Source organism: Streptomyces sp. NPDC005752, assembly GCF_040630715.1.
Taxonomy (GTDB): Bacteria; Actinomycetota; Actinomycetes; order Streptomycetales; family Streptomycetaceae; genus Streptomyces.
Genome location: NZ_JBEXYB010000052.1, coordinates 1 through 21,869, shown reverse-complemented (window position 1 = coordinate 21,869; position 21,869 = coordinate 1). Strand labels below are relative to the sequence as shown.

Genomic DNA, 21,869 nt, shown 5'->3' with positions numbered 1-21,869 from the left:
TACCTGCTGGTAAGACTCGAGTCAGCGTCGCTCGGGCTTGGCACTGCGCGACATCAGCTCCTTGACCGCGACCACCGGCGGCTTGCCCTCGTGGACGATGCCGACGACGGTTTCGGTGATCGGCATGTCGACCCCGTGCCTGCGCGCCAGATCGAGGACGGATTCACAGGACTTGACGCCCTCGGCGGTCTGCCGCGTGACGGCGACGGTCTCCTGGAGCGTCATCCCGCGCCCGAGGTTGGTACCGAAGGTGTGGTTGCGCGACAGCGGGGACGAGCAGGTCGCCACCAGGTCGCCGAGACCGGCGAGTCCGGAGAAGGTCAACGGGTCGGCGCCCATGGCGACGCCCAGACGGGTGGTCTCGGCGAGGCCGCGGGTGATGAGCGAGCCCTTGGTGTTGTCACCGAGGCCCATGCCGTCGGCGATGCCCACGGCGAGGCCGATGACGTTCTTGACGGCGCCGCCGAGTTCGCAGCCGACCACGTCGGTGTTGGTGTAGGGCCGGAAGTACGGGGTGTGGCAGGCGGCCTGGAGGCGCTGGGCCACGGACTCGTCCGAGCAGGCCACGACGGCCGCGGCGGGGCGCCGCTCGGCGATCTCCTTGGCCAGGTTGGGACCGGTGACGACGGCGATGCGGTCCGCGGTGACCCCGGTGACGTCCTCGATGACCTCGCTCATCCGCTTGGCCGTGCCGAGTTCGACGCCCTTCATCAGGGAGACGAGGACGGTGCGGGACTCCAGGTGCGGTGCCCAGTCGGCGAGGTTGGCGCGCAGTGTCTGCGAAGGCACGGCCAGGACCGCGAAGTCGGCGCCGCGCAGCGCCTCGGCTGCGTCGGTGGTGGCCCGGACCGAGGCGGGGAGCTCAATTCCCGGCAGGTAGTCCGGGTTGGTACGGGTCGTGTTGACGGCCTCGGCGACCTCGGCACGGCGGCCCCAGAGGGTGACCTCGCAGCCGGCGTCGGCGAGGACCATGGCGAAGGCCGTACCCCATGAGCCGGTTCCGAAGACGGCCGCCTTTGCGGGGTGCGTCACGTCGATCCCTTTCCCTCTGCCTTGCGCCGCTGTTCAGCGCGGGCCTTACGGTGATCGTAGAGCTCGGCGGGGGCCTTCTCGCCGCGCACCTCCTCGAGCTGGCCGGTGATCGCGGCCATGATGGTCTCGGTCGCCTCGCGGAGGATCTCGGGCGTCGGTTCGAGGCCGTAGTAGCGGGAGAGGTCGACCGGCGGTCCGGCCTGGACCCGCAGCGTCTTGCGGGGGAACAGCCGGAGCTTGTTCTCCCGGGCGTAGGGCGGCATCGCGAGGTTGGCGCCCCACTGGGCGACGGGGATGACCGGCGCCTTGGTCATCAACGCGACCCGGGCGGCACCGGTCTTGCCGGCCATCGGCCACATTCCGGGGTCGCGGGTGAGCGTGCCTTCCGGGTAGAAGGCGACGCACTCGCCCCGCTCGATGGCGTCGACGGCGGCCCGGAAGGCGTCGAGCGCGTTGGTCGTCTCTCGGTATACGGGGATCTGACCCGTGCCGCGCAGGATCATTCCGACGAAGGGCGTCCGGAACAGTCCGGCCTTGGCGAGCAGCCGGGGCACGCGTCCGGTGTTGTACTGGAAATGCCCGTACGACAGCGGGTCCAGATACGAGTTGTGATTCACCGCGGTGATGAATCCACCATCGGCCGGAATGTGTTCCATTCCCCGCCAGTCCCGCTTGAACAGAACCACCAGGGGCGGTTTCGCGATGGCCGCCGCCAGGCGGTACCAGAAGCCGATTCTGCGGCGGGACACTCGGACGCCTTCCTCTAGGAACTGAGCTGTTGCGCGGCTCGCGGCGGTACCTGCCTCACCCCGGGCCCCTGCTGTGTGGAGAACACCGTACGCCTCACCCGTGGGGGCGGACCTCCGGGTTGTCGTACCGGCAGGCGAGAATATGGGCTGATGCGTACCGAGGGGGAGATCGCCACGAACACCGACCCGACCGGCCGCTGGTCCCTGGTCGTCCCGCTGAAACCGCTCGCACACGCCAAGAGCAGGCTCGGCCGCGCGGTGGGCGGGGATCTGCGTCCGCGGCTGGCCCTGGCGTTCGCGCAGGACACCGTGTCCGCGGCGCTGGCCTGCCGGGCGGTGGGCGATGTGGTGGTCGTCACGGACGACGCGGTGGCCGCGGCGGCGCTGGCCGCGCTCGGCGCGCGGGCGGTGCCCGACACCCCGGCCGCCGGGCTCAACGCGGCGCTGGAGCACGGTGCACGGTCGGTGCGGGCGCGTCGCGGGGGCTCCGCGGTGGCCGTGCTCAACGCGGACCTGCCCGCGCTGCGTCCGGACGAACTGACGCGGGTGCTCGAATTCTCCGCCGCATTTCCTCGCGCATTTGTCAGTGATGCGCAGGGAATCGGCACCACATTTCTTTCCGCGGCGCCCGGAGTGGAATTGCGGCCGGCCTTCGGCGGGGCGTCACGCTCGCGGCATCTGGCGTCGGGGGCCGTGGAGGTCGTGCTGCCGGGGCTCGAGTCCGTCCGCAGGGACGTGGACACGGGCGACGATCTGAGGGCGGCGCTGGCACTGGGCGTGGGACGGTTCACCACGGGGCTGGCGGCCCCGGTGGCGCCTGCCGCGGACCTATAGGCTGCGGTTCATGCAGGCGACCTCGTTCACGTACGACCCCGAGACCCGTACCGGCAGCGTGCTCCTCGACGACGGCACCCCGGTGGACTTCGACGCGGCGGCGTTCGACGCGGGCGGGCTGCGGCTGCTGCGGCCGGGGCAGCGGGTGCGGATCGAGACCGAGGGCGAGGGCGCCTCGTCGCGGATCACCCTGGTGACGCTGCAGACCCTCTGAGAGGGGTCTGAACAGCCCGCGGGCCGGGCTCCCCGAGGGGAGCCCGGCCCGGCGCGTAGGAGAACGAGCGGTGCCCGGTCTCACTTCTTGCGTGCGGTGACCTTCTTGGCTGTGGTCTTGCGTGCCGTGGTCTTCTTCGCGGGCGCCTTCTTCGCCGTGGTCTTCTTGGCGGGCGCCGTCTTGGCGGCGACGGTCTTCTTCGTGGCCGTCTTCTTCGCCGGGGTCGCCTTCTTCGCCGCCGCCGTGGTCTTCTTCGCCGCGGTAGTGGTCTTCTTGGCGGTGGTCTTCTTGGCCGGTGCCGTCTTCTTCGCGGCCGCCGTGGCCTTGCGTGCCGTGGCCTTCTTGGCGGTGGCCTTCTTCGCGGCCGCCTTCGCCGTCGTACGGGTGGAAGAACCGCCCGAGAGGCTGCCCTTGGGGGCCTTCTTCACGGCCACGTCGTTCTTGGGGAGCTTCTTGGAGCCGCTGACCAGGTCCTTGAAGCCCTGTCCCGCGCGGAAGCGGGGGACGGAGGTCTTCTTGACCCGTACGCGCTCGCCCGTCTGCGGGTTGCGGGCGTAGCGGGCGGGGCGGTCGACCTTCTCGAACGAGCCGAAGCCGGTGACCGAGACACGGTCTCCCGCGACGACCGCACGGACGATCGCGTCGAGGACCACGTCGACGGCGTCCGCGGCCTGCTGACGGCCTCCGACCTTGTCGGCAATCGCTTCTACGAGCTGCGCCTTGTTCACGTCTTCCCCTTCGGAGACATTGCCCGAACGAAACTGTTCAGGCTTTTTCGCACGTTAGGCAGATATATACCGCAAATCAAACACGAAACGGGCTAATCACCCTAGTGCCGCAACGAAGTCGACCGCTGCGCTGTCCGCAGAGTCAGTCACCTTCGGGGAATCGGCCCTCATCGAGGTCCTTCATCAACCGGTCCAGACGCCTTGCCGCGCCTGGGAGATCGTGCTTAGCCGCGGCCGTGACGACCAGCAGCTTCCGGGACAGCGCCATCCGTACGCCCTCCGGGACTTGCAGTGAGCGCACCTTTGCGTGCGCTTCTTTCAGTCGGTCGGCGACTTGGCCATAGAGCTCGAGTTGGCTGTCGCGTTCCATGCACCGATTGTGCCATCTGGGGCGAGTTGTCGCCCGAGGGGGTCTCAACAAGCGACTGCGCCCCCTGCCTTCCGGCAGGGGGCGCAGTTCGGGAAAAGCGCTGCTCAGGCATCAATCGTACGCGGCTTGTGGGACGGCCTGGCCGCCTCATAAGTCGCAATGTCCGCTTCGTTCTGAAGAGTGAGGCTGATGTCGTCGAGCCCGTTCAGCAGTCGCCAGCGGGCGTTCTCGTCGAGCTCGAAGTCGGCCGTGAAGCCGTCGCCAAGGACCTGCCGCTTCTCCAGGTCGACGGTGACCTCGGCCGTCGGGTCGGCCTCGGTCAGCTCCCACAGCCTGTCGACGACCTGCTGGTCGAGGACGACGGTCAGCAGACCGTTCTTCAGCGAGTTGCCACGGAAGATGTCAGCGAAACGGGAGGAGATGACTGCCTTGAAGCCGTAGTTCTGCAAGGCCCAGACCGCGTGCTCACGCGAGGATCCCGTGCCGAAGTCGGGGCCGGCGACCAGCACCGAGGCACCCTTGCGCTCGGGGCGGTTGAGGACGAAGTCCCCGTCCTTGCGCCACGCCTCGAAGAGGCCGTCCTCGAAGCCGTCGCGGGTGACCTTCTTCAGCCAGTGCGCGGGAATGATTTGGTCGGTGTCGACGTTGCTGCGGCGCAGCGGGACGGCCCGGCCGGTGTGTGCGGTGAATGCTTCCATGGCTCTCAGACTCCGGCGGGCGTACGGACGTCGGACAGATCGGCGGGCGAGGCCAGGTGGCCCAGCACGGCGGTGGCGGCGGCGACCTGCGGGGAGACCAGGTGGGTGCGGCCGCCCTTGCCCTGCCTGCCCTCGAAGTTCCGGTTCGAGGTGGAGGCGGAGCGCTCGCCGGGGGCCAGCTGGTCGGGGTTCATGCCGAGACACATCGAGCAGCCTGCGTGCCGCCATTCGGCGCCGGCGGCGGTGAAGACCTTGTCGAGCCCCTCCTCGACCGCCTGCAGGGCGACCCGGACGGAACCGGGGACGACCAGCATCCGTACACCGTCGGCGACTTTACGGCCGTCCATGATGGAGGCCACGTTACGCAGGTCCTCGATGCGCCCGTTGGTGCAGGACCCTACGAACACCGTGTCCACGTCGATCTCGCGCAGCGGCTGACCGGCGGTCAACCCCATGTATTCCAGGGCCTTTTCGGCGGCGTGGCGCTCCGAGGCGTCCTCGTACGAAGCGGGGTCGGGGACGTTCGCCGACAGGGGTGCTCCCTGACCGGGGTTGGTGCCCCAGGTGACGAACGGCGCGAGTGCGGCGCCGTCGATGACGACCTCGGCGTCGAAGACGGCGTCGTCGTCGGTGCGCAGCGTCTTCCAGTACTCCACCGCGGCGTCCCAGTCCTCACCCTCGGGGGCGTGGTCACGGCCCCGCAGGTAGGCGAAGGTGGTCTCGTCGGGGGCGATCATGCCCGCACGGGCGCCGGCCTCGATCGACATGTTGCAGATGGTCATCCGGGCCTCCATCGAGAGCTTCTCGATGGCGGAGCCGCGGTATTCGAGGATGTAGCCCTGGCCGCCGCCGGTGCCGATCCGGGCGATGATGGCCAGGATCAGGTCCTTGGCGGTGACACTGTCGGGGAGTTCGCCCTCGACGGTGATCGCCATGGTGCGCGGGCGGGCCAGCGGCAGCGTCTGGGTGGCCAGGACGTGCTCGACCTGGCTCGTGCCGATACCGAAGGCCAGCGCTCCGAACGCGCCGTGGGTGGAGGTGTGCGAGTCGCCGCAGACGACCGTGGTCCCGGGCTGCGTCAGGCCGAGCTGCGGGCCGACCACGTGCACGACGCCTTGCTCGACGTCACCCAGCGGGTGCAGCCGGACACCGAACTCCGCGCAGTTCTTGCGCAGGGTCTCCAGCTGGGCACGGGAGACCGGGTCGGCGATCGGCTTGTCGATGTCGAGGGTCGGGGTGTTGTGGTCCTCGGTGGCGATGGTGAGGTCGAGGCGCCGCACCGGCCGGCCGGCCTGGCGCAGGCCGTCGAACGCCTGCGGGCTGGTCACCTCGTGCAGCAGGTGCAGATCGATGAAGAGGAGGTCGGGCTCGCCATCGGCGCGCCAGTGGGGGCTCCCCTGGTCGAGCGTGGTCGAGAGCTTGGGGATGACGTGGTCGTCCCAGACCTTCTCCGCGAGTGTCCTACCCATCGCTTTCCCTCCGGCCGGCGTCTTCGCCGGCCCAACTAGAGATTGGGGTGCCTCCGTCCGGACCCCCGAGCGGGGCGGTGGCTGCGGGCCGTTGTACGACCGCATGTACAGGTTCGCAACTTCCAGGGAAAATTGAACTTGCGTTTCACAGAGTGAGACGCGAGTATCGTCGTATGGACAACTCTAGTGGCGTCGGCGTTCTCGACAAGGCAGCTCTGGTATTGAGCGCCCTGGAGTCCGGTCCGGCCACCCTCGCCGGGCTGGTCGCGGCGACAGGGCTCGCACGGCCCACGGCACACCGACTGGCCGTGGCACTCGAACACCACCGCATGGTGGCGAGGGACATGCAGGGCCGTTTCATTCTCGGCCCCCGGCTGTCGGAACTCGCGGCCGCGGCCGGCGAGGACCGCCTCCTCGCGACGGCCGGACCCGTACTCACACATCTCCGTGACATCACCGGCGAGAGCGCCCAGCTCTACCGGCGGCAGGGCGACATGCGGATCTGCGTGGCGGCGGCGGAGCGGCTCTCCGGTCTGCGGGACACCGTGCCGGTCGGCTCCACACTCACCATGAAGGCGGGCTCGTCCGCACAGATCCTGATGGCGTGGGAGGAACCTGAGCGTCTGCACCGGGGCCTGCAGGGCGCCCGGTTCACGGCGACGGCCCTCTCCGGCGTACGGCGTCGGGGCTGGGCACAGTCGATCGGTGAGCGCGAGCCGGGTGTGGCCTCGGTCTCGGCCCCGGTCCGCGGCCCCTCGAACCGGGTGGTCGCCGCGGTGTCGGTCTCCGGCCCGATCGAGCGGCTCACCCGTCATCCCGGACGGATGCACGCCCAGGCGATCATCGACTCGGCGGCACGTCTGAGCGAGGCGCTGCGCCGCACGGGCTGACTCCTCACGCTTCCCCTCCCCTGGCCGCCCCAGCGTCGTGGCGGCCCAATTCACCTGCCGAACCCACGAGATGGGCGCCTTCCTCTCCGCAGGCGGACACCGACGGGCCCATTCACCACGCATACGCAGAAGGCCCTCCACCGAAGTGAAGGGCCTTCTGTACTTGCCGTTTGTACCCCCGACCGGATTCGAACCGGCGCTACTGCCGTGAGAGGGCAGCGTGCTAGGCCGCTACACAACGGGGGCTTGTTACTTCGGTCTTGCGCTGGGCTACCAGGACTCGAACCTAGAATGACGGTACCAGAAACCGTAGTGTTGCCAATTACACCATAGCCCATGGTGTGACAAGTACCCCCGACCGGATTCGAACCGGCGCTACTGCCGTGAGAGGGCAGCGTGCTAGGCCGCTACACAACGGGGGCCCTAGCGATCCTGCATCGAAAACGTGGGTGCGACCCAGGTGTTCTCGCGGGAAGGATCTGTACCCCCGACCGGATTCGAACCGGCGCTACTGCCGTGAGAGGGCAGCGTGCTAGGCCGCTACACAACGGGGGCGTGGTTACTGCTGACTTGCGCTGGGCTACCAGGACTCGAACCTAGAATGACGGTACCAGAAACCGTAGTGTTGCCAATTACACCATAGCCCACTGAAACGCAACCCCTCGGGGTTCTGTTTCTGTCTGCGCTGCCTGTTCGGATTTTTCGTCCCGCTCGGGCGGCGCAGGAAGAACATTACCTGAAGGTGTCCGGCGCTCCAAAACGGGTATCGCCCGCCAGCAGGCCGGGGAGCTCGTCCAGCCCCGTGATCCGTACGAGTTCGGGACGCCCGCCCTGTCCGTCGCGGTCCAGCCAGATCCCCGTCAGACCGGCGGCCACCGCGCCGCCCGCGTCGATGTCGGGTTCGTTGCCGACGTACGCCACGTGGTGCGGTTCGAGCTCCAGCACCTCGCAGGCGGCGTGGAACGCCCCCGCGTCCGGCTTGGAGACTCCCAGCTCCACGGCGCACACCACTGCCTCGAAGCGGTCCCGGATACCGAGGGCGCGCAGCTTCCGGTCCTGGTTGTGGATGCTGGAGTTGGACAGGACGGCGTGGCGGAAGCTTCCCGCCAGTCGGTCGAGAACGGGCACGGTGTCCGGGAAGAGCGCCCACGCGGCCTCGTAGTGGGCCGCGTGCCGGCCGAACCAGTCATCGGCCTCGGCATCGCTGAGCGGCCGCGCGAGAAAGGTGCGTACGCGTTCCCGCCGCTGCCCCTGGAAGTCCGTCTCCCCGGCCGCGAAACGCGCCCACTGCACGTCCGTGACGGCCTTCCACGCGTCGAGGGCGCGCTCCAGAGTGAGGTATCCCTCGGGAAAGCCCTCGTTCTCCAGGTGCTTGCGCATACCGGTGCGGTCCGCCCCGGAGTAGTCGAAGATCGTGTCGTCGATGTCCCAGAGAACCGCTCGGATCGGCATGCCCGCCAGATTACCGGCACGGCCGCCGTATGCCGACGGGGTGGCCGCCCCGGCTCGGGCGGCCACCCCGTCACGGGCATCCAGTCGCTACGCGGCGAGCTTCGCCAGCGCGGCGTCGATGCGGGCGATCGTCTTCTCGCGGCCCAGGATCTCCAGGGACTCGAAGAGCGGCAGACCGACCGTGCGGCCGGTGACGGCGACGCGGACCGGGGCCTGCGCCTTGCCGAGCTTCAGGCCGTGCTTCTCGCCGGCGGTGAGGACGGCCGTCTTGAGTGCCTCGGCGTTCCACTCGGCGGCCGTCAGCTCGGCGCGGGCCGTGACCAGCAGGGCGTCGGAGCCCTCCTTCATGGCCTTGGCCCAGGACGCCTCGTCCTCGACGGGCTCGTCCAGGAAGAGGAAGTCGACGTTGGCCGTGATGTCCGAGAGGACCGTCACCCGGGTCTGGGCGTGCGGGGCGATCTCGGCGAACTGCTCGGCGTCGAAGGCCTCGGGCGCCCAGGGGGCGAAGGGGGCCTTCAGCCAGGGGCCGCAGGCCTCGGTGAAGGTCTTCACGTCGAGCATGCGCAGGTGCTCGGCGTTGATGTGCTCGGCCTTCTTCAGGTCGAAGCGCGCCGGGTTGGCGTTGACGTCGGCGATGTCGAACGCGGCCACCAACTCGTCGCGGCCGAAGATGTCGCGGTCCTCGGCGATCGACCAGCCCAGCAGCGAGAGGTAGTTGAGCAGTCCCTCGGGAAGGAAGCCGCGCTCGCGGTAGAGGTTGAGCGAGGCCTGCGGGTCCCTCTTGGACAGCTTCTTGTTGCCCTCCCCCATGACGTACGGGAGGTGACCGAAGGCCGGGGTGTCCTTGGCGATGCCCAGCTCGATGAGCGCCCGGTAGAGGGCGATCTGGCGCGGGGTGGAGGAGAGCAGGTCTTCGCCGCGCAGGACGTGGGTGATCTCCATCAGGGCGTCGTCGACCGGGTTGACGAGGGTGTAGAGGGGAGCACCGTTGGCGCGGACGATGCCGTAGTCCGGGACGTTCTCCGGCTGGACCGTGATGTCGCCGCGGACCAGGTCGGTGAAGGTGATCGCCTCGTCGGGCATCCGGAAGCGGACGATCGAGGTACGGCCCTCGGCCTCGTACGCCGCCTTCTGCTCGTCGTTCAGGTCGCGGCAGTGGCCGTCGTAGCCCGACGGCTTGCCGGCCGCGCGGGCGGCGTCGCGACGGGCGTCGAGCTCCTCGGTGGTGCAGTAGCAGGGGTACGCGTGCCCGGCGTCCAGGAGCTTGGCGGCAACGTCTTTGTAGAGGTCCATCCGCTGCGACTGGCGGTACGGCTCGTGCGGGCCGCCGATCTCGGGGCCCTCGTCCCAGTCGAGGCCGAGCCAGCGCATCGAGTCGAGCAGCTGCCCGTAGGACTCCTCGGAGTCACGGGCCGCGTCGGTGTCCTCGATACGGAAGACCAGGGTGCCCTGATGGTGCCGGGCGAAGGCCCAGTTGAACAGGGCCGTCCGGACCAGGCCCACGTGGGGGTTACCGGTCGGGGAGGGACAGAAACGTACACGGACAGGGGGGTTAGCCACGCTTGATCACCTTGTTGGTGAGAGTGCCGATGCCTTCGATGGTGACGGCGACCTCGTCGCCGACGTGCAGGGGCCCGACCCCTGCGGGGGTCCCGGTGAGGATCACGTCGCCCGGGAGCAGCGTCATGGCTTCCGTGATGTGGACGACCAGGTCCTCGACGGAGCGGACCATGTCGCTCGTCCGGCCGAGCTGACGCTGTTCGCCGTTGACCGTGGCCTGGATGGCCAGGTCACCGGGGTCGACGTCGGTCTCCACCCAGGGGCCGAGCGGGCACGAGGTGTCGAAGCCCTTCGCCCGGGCCCACTGGCTCTCGCGCCGCTGGACGTCGCGTGCCGTGACGTCGTTGGCACAGGTGTAGCCGAAGATGACGTCCTTGACACGCTCACGCGGAACCTCGCGGCACATGCGGCCGATCACCACGGCCAGCTCGGCCTCGTGGTGGAGCTCCTCGGAGAAGGAGGGGTACTCGATGGAGTCACCCGCACCGATCACCGAGGTGGTCGGCTTGAAGAAGGCGACGGGCACATCGGGGACCTCGTTGCCCATCTCGGCGGCGTGTTCCGCGTAGTTGCGGCCGATGGCCACGACCTTGTTGGGGAGCACGGGCGGCAGCAGCCGGACCTTCTTCAGCGGGACCTTGGTCCCGGAGAGCTCGAAGTCGGTGTACGGGATGCCCTTGATGATGTCGAGGACGAGGCTGTCGGGGCTGTCGCCCTCGACCGCGCCGAAGGCGACATTGCCGTCGATGGAGAACCTGGCGATGCGCACGGGATGCTGTCGCCCCTCACTTGCTGGCTGGCTGAAGACTGACGCTCCAGGCTATCGCTCCACCGGACGGGGCGGGGCGAGGGCGCGGGTGAGGGGCCCGCGGACGCGTCGTGGCCGGTACGGCCGCTACTCCGCCGCCGTGACCGGGGCGACCATGAGGATGGTGCGGCGCGGGTTGGCCGTCTGGGTGGGCAGGTCGACGGTGTGCTCCCGCTGCTCCGGCTTCCGCAGCGCTTCGGCGTCCTCGAGGTGCGCCAGCGTCGTACGCCGGGGGTTGGCGATGTTGCGGAAAATCATCGTCGTCTTCATCTGCCGTGTGGACCCTTGTCGCTGGGGCGCCGCCCGGGGGGGGCGCCGGTTTTCGGATTCTCTATCCCTGTAAGGCGCCAGGCTAAACATCCGATTCCCCGCCACGGCCGGGATGAGACGGCGATCATCGTGTGAGTTTGCTCACGAACTTGCCGACAAAGCGCACATTAAGGGCAGTTGACCTTCGGATACAAACCAGACATTACGTCACTGAATCTGCTATTCCGCTCCCGATCATGGCGACTGGGACACCCGCCACCCCCGAGGACCCCACCCCTAATTACCCGTTTTGACCATGAACACGCTATACGCCTTGTCACTCGGTCATCACACCGTGTCATCCAGGTCACAGCCCGGTACGGGGGCCTTGTTGGAGATCCTTCACTGTGCTGGAATTCCACGCACCGCCGCGGGTTTCAGGCCCAGTGCGCAGGGGCGCAACGCAGCGCCGAGTGGTGGCGGGAGGGGGAAGTACGCCGGTCACTCACGACCACCTTGGGGCGCGTCCAGCGCCCCACGACGCCGACACCGTTCAGCCGCGCCACGCGCGGAGGGACGCCTGGTCCAGAGGTTGCGACGCTAGTGCAGGGACGTTTCAAGAGGGATGGCGCGGGGTCGCCCCAGCCCCGCCAGGGCCGAGGGGAAACCCCGGCTGAGCAGGAGCCGCGCGGCGGGAACGACCGCGGTTCCTCGCCCCAGCACGCCCAGAATCCCGCCGCCGGTGACCGCGCACAGCGCTCCGGCACGACGAGCGGCACAGCGGGCGACAGCGGCGCGGACGCCGCCGCTGCTCCCAAGCCGGCAGGTCTCCCCTCCGCCGGCTCCCGCGCAGCCCTGCGCAACTGGCGCATCAGCACGCGTCTGGTCTCCCTGCTCGCCCTCCCCGTGGTCGCGGCGACCACCCTGGGCGGACTGCGCATCAACGAGTCCATGAACGACATGGACCAGCTGGAGCACATGCAGCTGCTCACGAAGATGACCAAGCAGGCGACCGCGCTCGCCAACGCACTCCAGGAGGAGCGCGACAAGTCGGCCGGCCCGCTGTCCAACGGCGTGAAGGCCACCGACTACAAGGTCACCCAGCCCCGTGAGCGCACCGACCGCGCCAAGGCCGCCTTCTTCGAGGCCACGGACGAGATCGGCAACACCCCCGGCGACGCCGCGCTGGACAGCATCCACGCGAGCGTCAGCCAGATCGGCACGCAGCTGGGCAACATCACCAGCATCCGCAAGGACGCGTACGCCGGCGACAGCCCGAGTCTCAACACGGTCGACCAGTACAGCCAGCTGATCACCTCGCTGCTGAGCCTGTCGCAGGACATGGCGCAGGCGACCAGCAACCCTGAAATGATCAAGCGCACCCGCGCGCTGGCCGCCTTCTCCTCCTCGAAGGAGTACGCCTCCGTCGAGCGGGCCATCATCGCCGCGGCACTGCCCGGCGGTGACAGCGACAAGACGCACCTGAACGACAACGACCAGGCGTTCGGCCGCAACGCGCTCAACAAGGCCAGCACGACCCTCAAGACCTTCGAGACGACCTACGAGTCCACCGGCAAGAGCTCCGCCGAGCTCCTTGCGCCGCTGGACAACGGGAATCCCGAGATCACCGCCGCCGACATGTACGCGAAGAAGGTGCTCGACAGCCCTCTGGGCATGGAGGGCAGCGGCAAGACGCGTACGTACATGGACTGGTACGACCAGAGCTCCAACAAGATCCAGGCCATGAAGACCATCGAGGAGACACTCCTCGGTGAGATGGAGAGCAAGGCCCGCGAGCTCCGCGAGGAGTCGCAGCGCGACGCGATCCTCAACGGTGCGATCATCCTCATCGTCCTCGGTGTGTCGCTGGTCGGCGCCTTCGTCGTGGCGCGGTCCATGATCCGCTCCCTGCGGCGGCTCCAGGACACCGCGACCCGGGTCGCCCAGGACCGGCTGCCCGAGCTCGTCAGGCAGCTCTCCGAGACGGACCCGCAGGACGTCGACACCTCCGTCGAGTCCGTCGGTGTGCACTCCCGGGACGAGATCGGCCAGGTGGCCGCGGCCTTCGACGACGTGCACCGCGAGGCGGTCCGGCTGGCCGCCGAGCAGGCGCTGCTGCGAGGGAACGTCAACGCGATGTTCACCAACCTCTCGCGCCGCAGCCAGGGGCTCATCCAGCGCCAGCTCTCGCTCATCTCCGAACTGGAGTCCCGCGAGGCCGACCCGGACCAGCTGTCCTCGCTCTTCAAGCTCGACCACCTCGCGACCCGTATGCGCCGTAACGGCGAGAACCTCCTCGTCCTCGCGGGCGAGGAGCCCGGCCGCCGGTGGACGCGGCCCGTGCCGCTGGTCGACGTGCTCCGTGCCGCCGCGTCCGAGGTGGAGCAGTACGAGCGCATCGAACTGTCCGCGGTGCCCGCCACCGAGGTCGCCGGCCGCGTCGTCAACGACCTCGTGCACCTCCTCGCCGAGCTGCTGGAGAACGCCACGTCGTTCTCCTCGCCGCAGACGAAGGTCCGGGTCACCGGTCACGCACTGCCCGACGGCCGTGTGCTCGTCGAGATCCACGACACCGGCATCGGCCTCTCCCCCGAGGACCTGGCAGCGATCAACGAGCGGCTCGCCTCGCCGCCCACCGTGGACGTCTCGGTGTCCCGCCGCATGGGTCTGTTCGTGGTCGGCCGGCTGTCCCTGCGTCACGGCATCCGCATCCAGCTGCGCCCCTCCGACTCCGGCGGTACGACCGCGCTGGTCATGCTGCCCATGGAGGTCGCGCAGGGCGGCAAGCTGCCGCCCAAGCCGGGACAGCAGGGCAAGGGACAGCAGGGCGGCGCCCCGGGCGGGCTCCTCGCCGGCGCCGGTTCCCCCGCCGCGGGCGGTCTGGCCGGCCCCGCGTCCGCTCCCGCCAAGGGCGTCGGGGCACCAGCCCCGCGCGGCCAGGTCGGTGCGGGCTCGGCCCCCCGGGCCGCGCTGCCCTCGCGCGACGGCGGACAGCGTCCGCCGCAGCAGGGCTCCGGACCGCTGGGCAACAGCCAGCAGAATCCCGGACTGCCGGGCCGGGGCCGACCCGAGACCCGTCAGGGCGGCGGCCTCGCCGGTGCCTTCGCCGGTGGTGCCCGTCCGGGCGCACGCCCCCCGCAGGGCCCCCCGGCCGGTGCGGACTCGGGCCGCCCCAACCTCTTCGGCCACTCCGGCCCGCCCGCGCGACCGAACCCGCAGCCCCAGCAGAACCAGCTCGGTCAGGGCGGCCCGCAGCAGCCCGGCGGCCCCGGCCGTCAGCTTCCGCCCTCCGGCGGACCTCGGGCCGAACTGCCCGGCGGCAACCCCCAGCCCCAGCGTCCGCAGGGCACGAGCTGGGGAGTCGAGGAGCAGGGTGCGCCCCGGCGCTCGCAGCCGGACTCACCGCGTGGTCACGAGGAGCACGACGCAGGCCGGTTCGCCCGGCCGGGCACCTCCGGTCCGAACGACCCGTTCAGCCCGCCGAACCAGCGTCCGCCGATGAACGACCGTCAGGGCCCCGGCGCCACAGCCGAGTTCGCCCGTCCGGACTTCTCGGCACCGCAGGCACCGCAGGCGTATCAGGCACCGCAGCCCATGGACCCGGCGAGCACCGCACAGTTCGCCCGGCCCGACTTCAACGCCCCGATGCCGCAGGACCAGGGCTTCGGCGCCCAAGGCCCGCACGCGCCCGCGCCGCGCCGTCCCGACAGCTCCGACTTCGGCGCACCGCTTCCGCCCGTGCCCCCCGTCGGCGGGCTGCCACGTCGCTCGGACAGCCCCGACTTCGGCGCACCGCTTCCGCCTGCGCCCCCGGCGGGTGAGCTGCCGCGCCGCCCCGCCCTGCCGCAGCAGCCCGACGGGCTGCCGCCGGCCGGTCCCGGTGACGGGCGTACGCCGCTGTACGACACGCTGGAGACGAACTGGTTCCACGGCCCGCAGCAGGGCGGCCAGCAGCCGCCCGCCGCCGAGCCGCAGGCACCGTTCCCCTCCCCGCACGCCGACACCCCGCCTCCGCCCATGCCGCGGCGTGGTGCGGCCGACACCGGCGCCACCAGTTCGTGGCGCGCTTCGCCCAACGACGAACTCGTGCGGCAGGCGGAGCGGGTCAAGAAGCCCGCCGCCGGCGGGATCACCACCTCCGGACTGCCCCGCCGTGTCCCACGTGCCAATTTGGTACCGGGCACTGCTCAGCAGCAGAATCATCAGTCCGGACCTCAGGTCTCGCGTGCGCCGGATGACGTACGCGGCCGTCTGACCAATCTCCGCCGGGGCATCCAGCAGGGACGACAGGCCAACACCGGCCCGTCTACCGATAGTTTCCAACTCGGCCCCACTCACCAGCAGGAGCGTTAGTTGAGCCCCATGAGTCAGGCCGCGCAGAATCTGAACTGGCTGATCACCAACTTCGTGGACAACACCCCAGGGGTGTCCCACACGGTGGTGGTCTCCGCGGATGGCCTGCTGCTGGCGATGTCCGAAGGTTTCCCGCGCGATCGCGCCGATCAGCTGGCGGCTGTCGCCTCCGGTCTGACGTCGCTGACCGCGGGTGCCTCCCGGATCTTCGAAGGCGGCGCCGTGAGCCAGACGGTCGTGGAGATGGAGAGAGGTTTCCTCTTCCTCATGTCCATCTCGGACGGGTCTTCGCTCGCCGTCCTCGCCCACCCGGACGCGGACATCGGTCTGGTCGGGTACGAGATGGCGCTGCTCGTCGACCGCGCCGGGACCGTACTCACCCCGGATCTCCGAGCCGAACTACAAGGAAGTCTGCTGCACTGACCGGCCATGCGGCAGCCACCTGACACGATCCCCCCAGGTACTACTCAAAACCCTCACCCGTCCGGCCGACACAGCCCCTCACCGGCCACCTTCAGACGGCAAGCCGACACCCTGCTGTCACGCCCGGAGGATTTATGACCCCGCCACCCGCCTCACCTGATCCGTACGGCGCACTGCACCACGCGTCGTACGACGGTGAAGGCGACCAGCCGCTGGTCCGTCCCTACGCCATGACGGGCGGCCGGACCCGGCCGCGCTATCAGCTCGCGATAGAGGCACTGGTCAGCACCACAGCGGACCCCGCACACCTGGGGACCCTGCTCCCCGAGCACCAGCGGATCTGCCACCTGTGCCGCGAGGTCAAGTCGGTGGCCGAGGTCTCGGCCCTGCTGTCCATGCCCCTGGGCGTGGCGCGGATCCTCGTGGCGGACCTGGCGGAAGCCGGCATGGTGGCCATCCACCAGCCGGGCAACGGAGAGGCCGGCGGCGCGCCGGATGTGACACTGCTCGAAAGGGTGCTCAGTGGACTTCGCAAGCTCTAGCGGCAATACGACGGCTCGCTCCACCACCTCGGCGAAGATCGTGGTGGCAGGGGGCTTCGGCGTGGGCAAGACCACGTTCGTCGGTGCCGTTTCGGAGATCAATCCGCTGCGCACCGAAGCCGTGATGACGTCCGCGTCCGCGGGCATCGACGACCTGACCCACACCGGGGACAAGACCACGACCACCGTGGCCATGGACTTCGGACGCATCACCCTGGACCAGGACCTGATCCTCTACCTGTTCGGCACCCCCGGACAGGACCGCTTCTGGTTCATGTGGGACGACCTGGTCCGCGGCGCCATCGGCGCCGTCGTCCTCGTCGACACCCGCCGCCTCGCCGACTGCTTCCCCGCGGTCGACTACTTCGAGAACAGCGGCCTCCCCTTCGTCATCGCCCTCAACGGCTTCGACGGACACCAGCCCTACACTCCCGACGAAGTACGCGAGGCACTCCAGATCGGCCCCGACACCCCGATCCTCATCACGGACGCCCGGCACCGTGCGGACGCCAAGAGCGCACTGATCACACTGGTCGAGCACGCACTGATGGCCCGGCTGAAGTAGCCGTAAGTCGGAAGTGATCTACGGAAGTTGCTGTAGTCGGGCGGGGGCGGCCTGTGTCCTTTGACACGATCCGCCCCCGCCTTCATAACATTTCGACAGAGAATCAGGGGTCGATCGACACCCGGCGCACACGACCGGTACCGCTGCGCTCATACGAGCCTCGCCTTTTGACGGGGCTCGCTCTTTATGCCCGTTTTATCTTCAAGCGGCCTCAGCCGGAATCACGCATTCCGACTGTTTGGAACGCGGCCGGTCCGCGTGCTGCAATGCCTCGAACTACCCAGTAGTACGGGCCCTGAACGATAATCCGGCACAACGTAGGTGCCGACGCCGAGAGGTTGTTGGTCGAGTGAGGCGAAGCAACGAGGGCTCCGCGGCGCAGCCGGAGCGGGGTAACTTCACGCCTCCGCAGCGCGCAGCGGTGTCCCCGCCTGCGGACACGTCGTCCGAAGCGGAACCGGCGGGTGGCAGCACCAACCGGCTGTCACCCCGCAACTGGCGGGTGCCCACCCGGCTGAACGCCATCCTCCTGATCCCGGCGCTCGTCGGTCTGATCATGGGCGGCTTCCAGGTGAAGGGTTCGGTCGACACCTGGAACGAGGCCCAGGACGCCGAGAAGACGGCCCTGGTCGTCCGCGCGGCCGCGGAGTACGGACAGGCGCTGCTGAACGAGCGTGACCTCACCGCTCAGCCCCTGCTCTCCAACAAGCGCACCGCCGCCGAGGTGGAGAAGGTCCGCGCCACCACGGACAGCGCCGCGTCGAAGTTTGACGACGCCGTGCAGAACATGCCGGACAAGGCGGGTCTCCATCGGCGTCTGAAGCTGTTCAAGGTGGAGGAGCCGCTCCTTCCCGAGCTGCGCAAGGCCGCCTACGCCGAGGCGATGGACCCGGTGAAGACGGAAGAGGGCTACACCAAGGTCCAGCACTCGCTGATGGAGTTCTCCAACGAGCTCGGCCTCGGGACGGGCAACATCACCAGCTACGGCCGGACCGTGTACGCGATCGAGCTGGCCAAGGCCGCCGAATCGCTTCAGCGCTCGATCGGCATGCACCTGCTGGTGCGTCCGAGCCAGGAGGAGCGCAACTTCAACGGCCAGGTCACGGCGTTCAGCTCCTACAACTACCTCGAGCAGATCGCCCTCGGTGAGTTCGTCTCCGGCGGCACGGAGGCCGACGCGGCCCGGCTCAAGGAAGTCATGGCGGGGAAGGCCGCCGAGGGGGCCAAGCAGATGAAGGCCGCCGCGGCGCAGGCCAAGGCAGCCGGCAAGCCCTTCGTGGCGCCGCCGAGCATCGACGGTTCGGTCTTCGACGGCATGGCCCAGCAGATCGGCCAGGGCAAGCAGCCGGCCGAGCTGAAGGCCAAGGGGATCACCCCCGAGACCTGGATGGCCGCGTCCACCGCGAAGTTCGACGGCTACACGACGGTCGAGAACGAGCTCGTCGACAAGGCCGTGGCCGAGGCGGCGGAGATCTCGACCGACGCGCGTAACGACGCCGTCATCAACGCCGCGATCGTGCTCGTCGCGCTGCTGGCCGCCTTCATCATCGCCGGTCTCATGGCCCGCCAGATGAGCCGCTCGATGCGGCAGCTGCGCACGGCCGCGTTCGGTATCGCCGAGCAGCGGCTGCCGATGCTGGTCGACCAGCTGTCGCGGACCGAGCCGGGCCGGGTGGACACCCGTGTGCAGCCGATCCCGATCAACAGCCAGGACGAGATCGGCGAGGTCGCCCGCGCCTTCGACCAGGTGCACCGCGAGGCCGTCCGGCTCGCCTCCGAGCAGGCCATGCTGCGGGGCAACGTCAACGCGATCTTCACCAATCTGTCGCGCCGCAACCAGTCGCTCATCGAGGGCCAGCTGACCCTCATCACCGACCTGGAGAACAACGAGGCCGACCCGGACCAGCTGGAGAGCCTCTTCAAGCTGGACCACCTGGCCACGCGTATGCGCCGTAACGGCGAGAACCTCCTCGTCCTCGCGGGCGAGGAGCCCGGCCGGCGGTGGAACCAGCCGGTGCCGCTGGTCGACGTCCTGCGGGCCGCCTCGTCCGAGGTGGAGTCCTACGAGCGCGTCGAACTCACCGGTGTGCCGGAGAGCGAGATCCACGGCCAGGCGGTGACCGACCTCGTGCACCTGCTGGCCGAGCTGCTGGAGAACGCCACCACGTTCTCCTCTCCGCAGACGAAGGTCCGGGTCACCGCGACCCGGCTGCCCGACGGCCGCGTCATGGTCGAGATCCACGACAAGGGGATCGGCCTCACCGCCGAGGACTTCGCGGACATCAACCACAAGCTGGCCAATCCCCCGACCGTGGACGCCGCGGTGTCCCAGCGGATGGGTCTCTTCGTGGTCGGCCGGCTGGCCGACAGGCACGGGATCCGCGTCCAGCTGCGCCCTTCGGGCGAGCAGGCGGGGACCACGTCGCTGGTCATGCTGCCGGACGCCATCACCCACGGTGGCGGCGGTGGCGAGTCGGCCCAGGAGAGCGACTTCACCGTCTCCTCGATCATGCCCGAACAGCAGCAGCAGTCCTTCGACCCGATGCCTCAGCCCCTCCCGATGCGTACGGCGGCGGAGCTCGGCTTCGACGACTCGCGCTACGAGACGCCGGCCGCGGACTCCCCGCAGCTGGACCCGGTCAACCGTTCGCTGATGCGTGAGGAGCGGCGGGCCGCGCTGGAGGCACAGACGGGCGGCGGGCATCCGCCGTTCCAGGCGGACGGCGCGGGGCAGCAGCAGGGCTTCCCCCAGCACCCCCAGCACCCCCAGCAGCAGTTCACGCCGGAGCAGTACGGCCAGGAGCAGCAGTACGCCCCCGGGCAGTACACCCAGGGGCAGCAGGAGTACGCGCAGCCCGGTTACGAGGGCGGCTACGACCCGTACGCGGGGAACGGCTACCAGGACCCGCAGCAGCAGAACTCCTATGCGGAGTCCTCGTACGCCGCTCCGGACGGCCGGCAGGAGCAGCACGCCGACCAGTTCGCTCCGCAGGACGGCGTTTCCCACCAGGGCGAATGGGCGGATCAGGGTTCCTACCAGGGGACCTTCGAGCCGCTGGCGCAGCCCGAAGCGGAATCGCTGCCGAGCACTCCCGCGGAGACCGGGGAGCGCGTAGGCTTCGACCGCCCGGGGGCCACCCCGAACCCGGGTCCGGACCTGACCGAGGCGGGCCTCCCGCGCCGGGGTGCCGGCCAGCAGCACTGGCAGCCCACCGGCCGCGGAAACGATCAGCCTGCCCCGCCGGAACAGCGGCAGCGGCCGCAGCCGGAACAGCCGAAGGCGACGGAACCCACCGACGGGGAAGGCCCCGACGACTGGCGCTCGGCGAACGACGAGCGCTGGGTGCGGGCCGAGAAGCTCCGGGATCCGAAGGCCGGCGGAATCACCCCCTCCGGACTCCCCCGGCGTGTGCCCAAGGCCAACCTGGTCGAGGGCACGGCGGAGCAGACCCAGCAGGGCGGCCCACAGGTCTCCCGCGCTCCCGAGGACGTACGGGGCAGGTTGAGCAACCTTCGCCGTGGTGTCCTGCGGGGACGTACCGCGGGCACGGACACGAGTAATACCTACAACCAGGAGCGTTAGTGTGAGCCCGATGAGCCAGGCGGCGCAGAATCTGAACTGGTTGATCACCAACTTCGTGGACAACACCCCTGGGGTGTCGCACACGGTGGTGGTCTCCGCCGACGGACTCCTGCTGGCGATGTCCGAAGGTTTCCCACGGGACCGCGCCGATCAGCTGGCGGCTGTCGCCTCCGGTCTGACGTCGCTGACCGCGGGTGCCTCCCGGATCTTCGAGGGCGGCGCCGTGAATCAGACCGTTGTGGAGATGGAGCGAGGATTCCTCTTCATCATGTCCATCTCTGACGGATCCTCACTCGCCGTCCTCTCCCACCCGGATGCCGACATCGGTCTGGTTGGGTACGAAATGGCGCTTCTCGTGGACCGTGCAGGAAGTGTCCTCACCCCGGATCTCCGCGCCGAACTCCAGGGAAGTCTTCTTAACTAATAGACAGACAGTGCGTTTCTCGCCACCGCGCCATAAGGTGCGGTGGCGCGGCACCACTGGGATGGCGACCGGCAGGCGGAGGAGGAAACGTGGCAGCACCCACAGGCGGACACCCGTACGAGGGTGGTCAGCGGGTTCCGGGTGAGCAGGGCGACAACAACCGTTTCGGCAACCCCTCCATGCCCGGCAGACAGGGCGCGCAAGAGCCGTACCAGCCCTACCAGCCGTACCAGCAGCCCTACCAGCAGCCCCAGCAGGGTTCGCAGGGCGGCGACTGGCAGCAGCAGTCCCAGCAGCCCGGTTCCGGGTGGCAGCAGCAGTACCAGCAGCAGCCGCCGCGGGGTTACGAGACGCCGCCGTCGCGCATCCAGCCGGTCCAGCGGCAGGCCCCGGAGCCTCCGATGCCCGCTGCGCACAACCCGCTGGTCCGTCCGTACGCCATGACCGGCGGCCGGACACGGCCGCGTTACCAGCTCGCCATCGAGGCGCTGGTCAGCACCACGGCCGATCCGGCCCGGCTGCAAGGGCAGTTGCCCGAGCACCAGCGGATCTGCCGGCTCTGCATCGAGATCAAGTCGGTGGCCGAGGTGTCGGCCCTCCTCTCGATCCCGCTCGGCGTTGCCCGGATCCTCGTCGCCGACCTGGCCGAGGCCGGACTCGTCGCTATCCATCAGCCCGGCGGCGACGAGACCGCCGGCGGCCAACCAGATGTGACACTGCTCGAAAGGGTGCTCAGTGGACTTCGCAAGCTCTAGCGGCGGAGCGGCCCGCTCCACTACCTCGGCGAAGATCGTGGTGGCAGGGGGCTTCGGCGTGGGTAAGACCACGTTTGTCGGTGCCGTTTCGGAGATCAATCCGCTGCGCACCGAAGCCGTGATGACGTCCGCGTCCGCGGGCATCGACGACCTGACCCACACCGGGGACAA

Annotated in this window: 20 protein-coding genes, 5 tRNA genes and 1 pseudogene; 11 read left to right on the top strand and 15 right to left on the bottom strand. The window is 69.3% G+C overall.

Translation table 11 applies throughout. The features are described from left to right. Window positions 1–21: 21 nt before the first annotated feature. On the bottom strand, window positions 22–1,032 hold the full coding sequence (locus ABZ441_RS30800) for an NAD(P)H-dependent glycerol-3-phosphate dehydrogenase (protein ID WP_358980177.1): 1,011 nt from the start codon (window positions 1,030–1,032) through the stop codon (window positions 22–24). Further along, window positions 1,029–1,781 (bottom strand): lysophospholipid acyltransferase family protein, encoded by a 753-nt coding sequence (locus ABZ441_RS30795; RefSeq protein WP_205022627.1) that lies wholly within the window; start codon window positions 1,779–1,781, stop codon window positions 1,029–1,031. The genes ABZ441_RS30800 and ABZ441_RS30795 overlap by 4 nt, the downstream gene beginning before the upstream one ends. Before the next feature lie 150 nt (window positions 1,782–1,931). Between ABZ441_RS30795 and cofC the strand changes: the two genes are divergently transcribed. Further along, window positions 1,932–2,615 carry a 2-phospho-L-lactate guanylyltransferase gene (gene cofC, locus ABZ441_RS30790; RefSeq protein ID WP_358980169.1) on the top strand — a complete coding sequence of 228 codons (684 nt, stop codon included), beginning with the start codon at window positions 1,932–1,934 and terminating at the stop codon, window positions 2,613–2,615. A gap of 10 nt (window positions 2,616–2,625) precedes the next feature. Then, entirely contained in the window at window positions 2,626–2,829 is a 204-nt protein-coding gene (locus ABZ441_RS30785) for a hypothetical protein (protein WP_358980167.1), read from the top strand. An 80-nt stretch (window positions 2,830–2,909) separates the two neighbouring features. On the opposite strand, the gene ABZ441_RS30780 is transcribed toward ABZ441_RS30785, so the two are convergent. From ABZ441_RS30780 to leuC, 4 genes are all read right to left on the bottom strand, one after another. Next, window positions 2,910–3,557 carry an HU family DNA-binding protein gene (locus ABZ441_RS30780; RefSeq protein ID WP_358980165.1) on the bottom strand — a complete coding sequence of 216 codons (648 nt, stop codon included), beginning with the start codon at window positions 3,555–3,557 and terminating at the stop codon, window positions 2,910–2,912. Window positions 3,558–3,699: 142 nt separating this feature from the next. Beyond that, window positions 3,700–3,927 (bottom strand): hypothetical protein, encoded by a 228-nt coding sequence (locus ABZ441_RS30775; RefSeq protein WP_205022623.1) that lies wholly within the window; start codon window positions 3,925–3,927, stop codon window positions 3,700–3,702. Window positions 3,928–4,031: 104 nt separating this feature from the next. Further along, window positions 4,032–4,625, bottom strand: a complete 594-nt coding sequence (gene leuD / locus ABZ441_RS30770) for a 3-isopropylmalate dehydratase small subunit (RefSeq protein ID WP_358980163.1) — start codon at window positions 4,623–4,625, stop codon at window positions 4,032–4,034. Between the two features lie 5 nt (window positions 4,626–4,630). Next, on the bottom strand, window positions 4,631–6,094 hold the full coding sequence (gene leuC, locus ABZ441_RS30765) for a 3-isopropylmalate dehydratase large subunit (protein ID WP_358980161.1): 1,464 nt from the start codon (window positions 6,092–6,094) through the stop codon (window positions 4,631–4,633). A 173-nt stretch (window positions 6,095–6,267) separates the two neighbouring features. Between leuC and ndgR the strand changes: the two genes are divergently transcribed. Beyond that, a complete protein-coding gene (gene ndgR / locus ABZ441_RS30760; protein WP_024490257.1) occupies window positions 6,268–6,984 on the top strand; it encodes an IclR family transcriptional regulator NdgR in 717 nt (238 codons plus the stop codon). A 173-nt stretch (window positions 6,985–7,157) separates the two neighbouring features. Here ndgR and ABZ441_RS30755 read toward each other — a convergent pair. The 9 genes from ABZ441_RS30755 to ABZ441_RS30715 form a co-directional block, all read right to left on the bottom strand. After that, window positions 7,158–7,230: transfer RNA gene (locus ABZ441_RS30755), tRNA-Glu, on the bottom strand. A gap of 19 nt (window positions 7,231–7,249) precedes the next feature. Then, window positions 7,250–7,321: transfer RNA gene (locus tag ABZ441_RS30750), tRNA-Gln, on the bottom strand. Between the two features lie 12 nt (window positions 7,322–7,333). Continuing rightward, a tRNA-Glu gene (locus ABZ441_RS30745) sits at window positions 7,334–7,406 on the bottom strand. 60 nt (window positions 7,407–7,466) lie between these two features. Further along, window positions 7,467–7,539: transfer RNA gene (locus ABZ441_RS30740), tRNA-Glu, on the bottom strand. Between the two features lie 20 nt (window positions 7,540–7,559). Further along, a tRNA-Gln gene (locus tag ABZ441_RS30735) sits at window positions 7,560–7,631 on the bottom strand. Window positions 7,632–7,716: 85 nt separating this feature from the next. Continuing rightward, window positions 7,717–8,436, bottom strand: a complete 720-nt coding sequence (locus ABZ441_RS30730) for an HAD family hydrolase (RefSeq protein ID WP_358980158.1) — start codon at window positions 8,434–8,436, stop codon at window positions 7,717–7,719. Between the two features lie 87 nt (window positions 8,437–8,523). Continuing rightward, the gene (gltX, locus tag ABZ441_RS30725) at window positions 8,524–9,996 is read right to left on the bottom strand and encodes a glutamate--tRNA ligase (protein WP_358980156.1); all 1,473 of its coding nucleotides are present in this window, start codon (window positions 9,994–9,996) and stop codon (window positions 8,524–8,526) included. Next, the gene (locus tag ABZ441_RS30720; protein ID WP_014153853.1) at window positions 9,989–10,765 is read right to left on the bottom strand and encodes a fumarylacetoacetate hydrolase family protein; all 777 of its coding nucleotides are present in this window, start codon (window positions 10,763–10,765) and stop codon (window positions 9,989–9,991) included. The genes gltX and ABZ441_RS30720 overlap by 8 nt, the downstream gene beginning before the upstream one ends. A 126-nt stretch (window positions 10,766–10,891) precedes the next feature. Continuing rightward, a complete protein-coding gene (locus ABZ441_RS30715) occupies window positions 10,892–11,074 on the bottom strand; it encodes a hypothetical protein (RefSeq protein ID WP_358980153.1) in 183 nt (60 codons plus the stop codon). Window positions 11,075–11,656: 582 nt separating this feature from the next. Between ABZ441_RS30715 and ABZ441_RS30710 the strand changes: the two genes are divergently transcribed. The 8 genes and pseudogenes from ABZ441_RS30710 to ABZ441_RS30675 form a co-directional block, all read left to right on the top strand. Further along, window positions 11,657–15,406, top strand: a complete 3,750-nt coding sequence (locus ABZ441_RS30710) for a nitrate- and nitrite sensing domain-containing protein (protein WP_358980151.1) — start codon at window positions 11,657–11,659, stop codon at window positions 15,404–15,406. Next, window positions 15,407–15,829: a roadblock/LC7 domain-containing protein gene (locus ABZ441_RS30705; protein ID WP_003966009.1), complete on the top strand. Its 423-nt coding sequence runs from the start codon at window positions 15,407–15,409 to the stop codon at window positions 15,827–15,829. It begins immediately after the preceding gene. 134 nt (window positions 15,830–15,963) lie between these two features. Next, window positions 15,964–16,371: a DUF742 domain-containing protein gene (locus ABZ441_RS30700; protein WP_003966010.1), complete on the top strand. Its 408-nt coding sequence runs from the start codon at window positions 15,964–15,966 to the stop codon at window positions 16,369–16,371. Then, window positions 16,352–16,936, top strand: a complete 585-nt coding sequence (locus ABZ441_RS30695) for an ATP/GTP-binding protein (RefSeq protein ID WP_358980149.1) — start codon at window positions 16,352–16,354, stop codon at window positions 16,934–16,936. The genes ABZ441_RS30700 and ABZ441_RS30695 overlap by 20 nt, the downstream gene beginning before the upstream one ends. 349 nt (window positions 16,937–17,285) lie before the next feature. Next, complete coding sequence (locus ABZ441_RS30690; RefSeq protein WP_358980147.1) at window positions 17,286–20,519, top strand: nitrate- and nitrite sensing domain-containing protein; 3,234 nt, start codon at window positions 17,286–17,288, stop codon at window positions 20,517–20,519. Between the two features lie 10 nt (window positions 20,520–20,529). Continuing rightward, window positions 20,530–20,943, top strand: coding sequence for a roadblock/LC7 domain-containing protein (locus ABZ441_RS30685; RefSeq protein ID WP_124272100.1), 414 nt, complete (start codon window positions 20,530–20,532; stop codon window positions 20,941–20,943). An 89-nt stretch (window positions 20,944–21,032) separates the two neighbouring features. Then, complete coding sequence (locus tag ABZ441_RS30680) at window positions 21,033–21,698, top strand: DUF742 domain-containing protein (RefSeq protein ID WP_358980144.1); 666 nt, start codon at window positions 21,033–21,035, stop codon at window positions 21,696–21,698. Then, a pseudogene (locus tag ABZ441_RS30675) lies at window positions 21,679–21,869 on the top strand (ATP/GTP-binding protein); the annotation flags it as partial. The gene ABZ441_RS30680 and the pseudogene ABZ441_RS30675, both read left to right, overlap by 20 nt.

Excerpts from the sequence above, each read along its gene's own strand:
- cofC (WP_358980169.1), top strand. The coding sequence starts at position 1,932 with ATGCGTACCGAGGGGGAGATCGCCACGAACACCGACCCGACCGGCCGC.
- ABZ441_RS30785 (WP_358980167.1), top strand. The coding sequence starts at position 2,626 with ATGCAGGCGACCTCGTTCACGTACGACCCCGAGACCCGTACCGGCAGC.
- ABZ441_RS30775 (WP_205022623.1), bottom strand. The coding sequence starts at position 3,927 with ATGGAACGCGACAGCCAACTCGAGCTCTATGGCCAAGTCGCCGACCGA.
- leuD (WP_358980163.1), bottom strand. The coding sequence starts at position 4,625 with ATGGAAGCATTCACCGCACACACCGGCCGGGCCGTCCCGCTGCGCCGC.
- leuC (WP_358980161.1), bottom strand. The coding sequence starts at position 6,094 with ATGGGTAGGACACTCGCGGAGAAGGTCTGGGACGACCACGTCATCCCC.
- ndgR (WP_024490257.1), top strand. The coding sequence starts at position 6,268 with ATGGACAACTCTAGTGGCGTCGGCGTTCTCGACAAGGCAGCTCTGGTA.
- ABZ441_RS30730 (WP_358980158.1), bottom strand. The coding sequence starts at position 8,436 with ATGCCGATCCGAGCGGTTCTCTGGGACATCGACGACACGATCTTCGAC.
- ABZ441_RS30715 (WP_358980153.1), bottom strand. The coding sequence starts at position 11,074 with ATGAAGACGACGATGATTTTCCGCAACATCGCCAACCCCCGGCGTACG.
- ABZ441_RS30700 (WP_003966010.1), top strand. The coding sequence starts at position 15,964 with ATGACCCCGCCACCCGCCTCACCTGATCCGTACGGCGCACTGCACCAC.
- ABZ441_RS30685 (WP_124272100.1), top strand. The coding sequence starts at position 20,530 with ATGAGCCAGGCGGCGCAGAATCTGAACTGGTTGATCACCAACTTCGTG.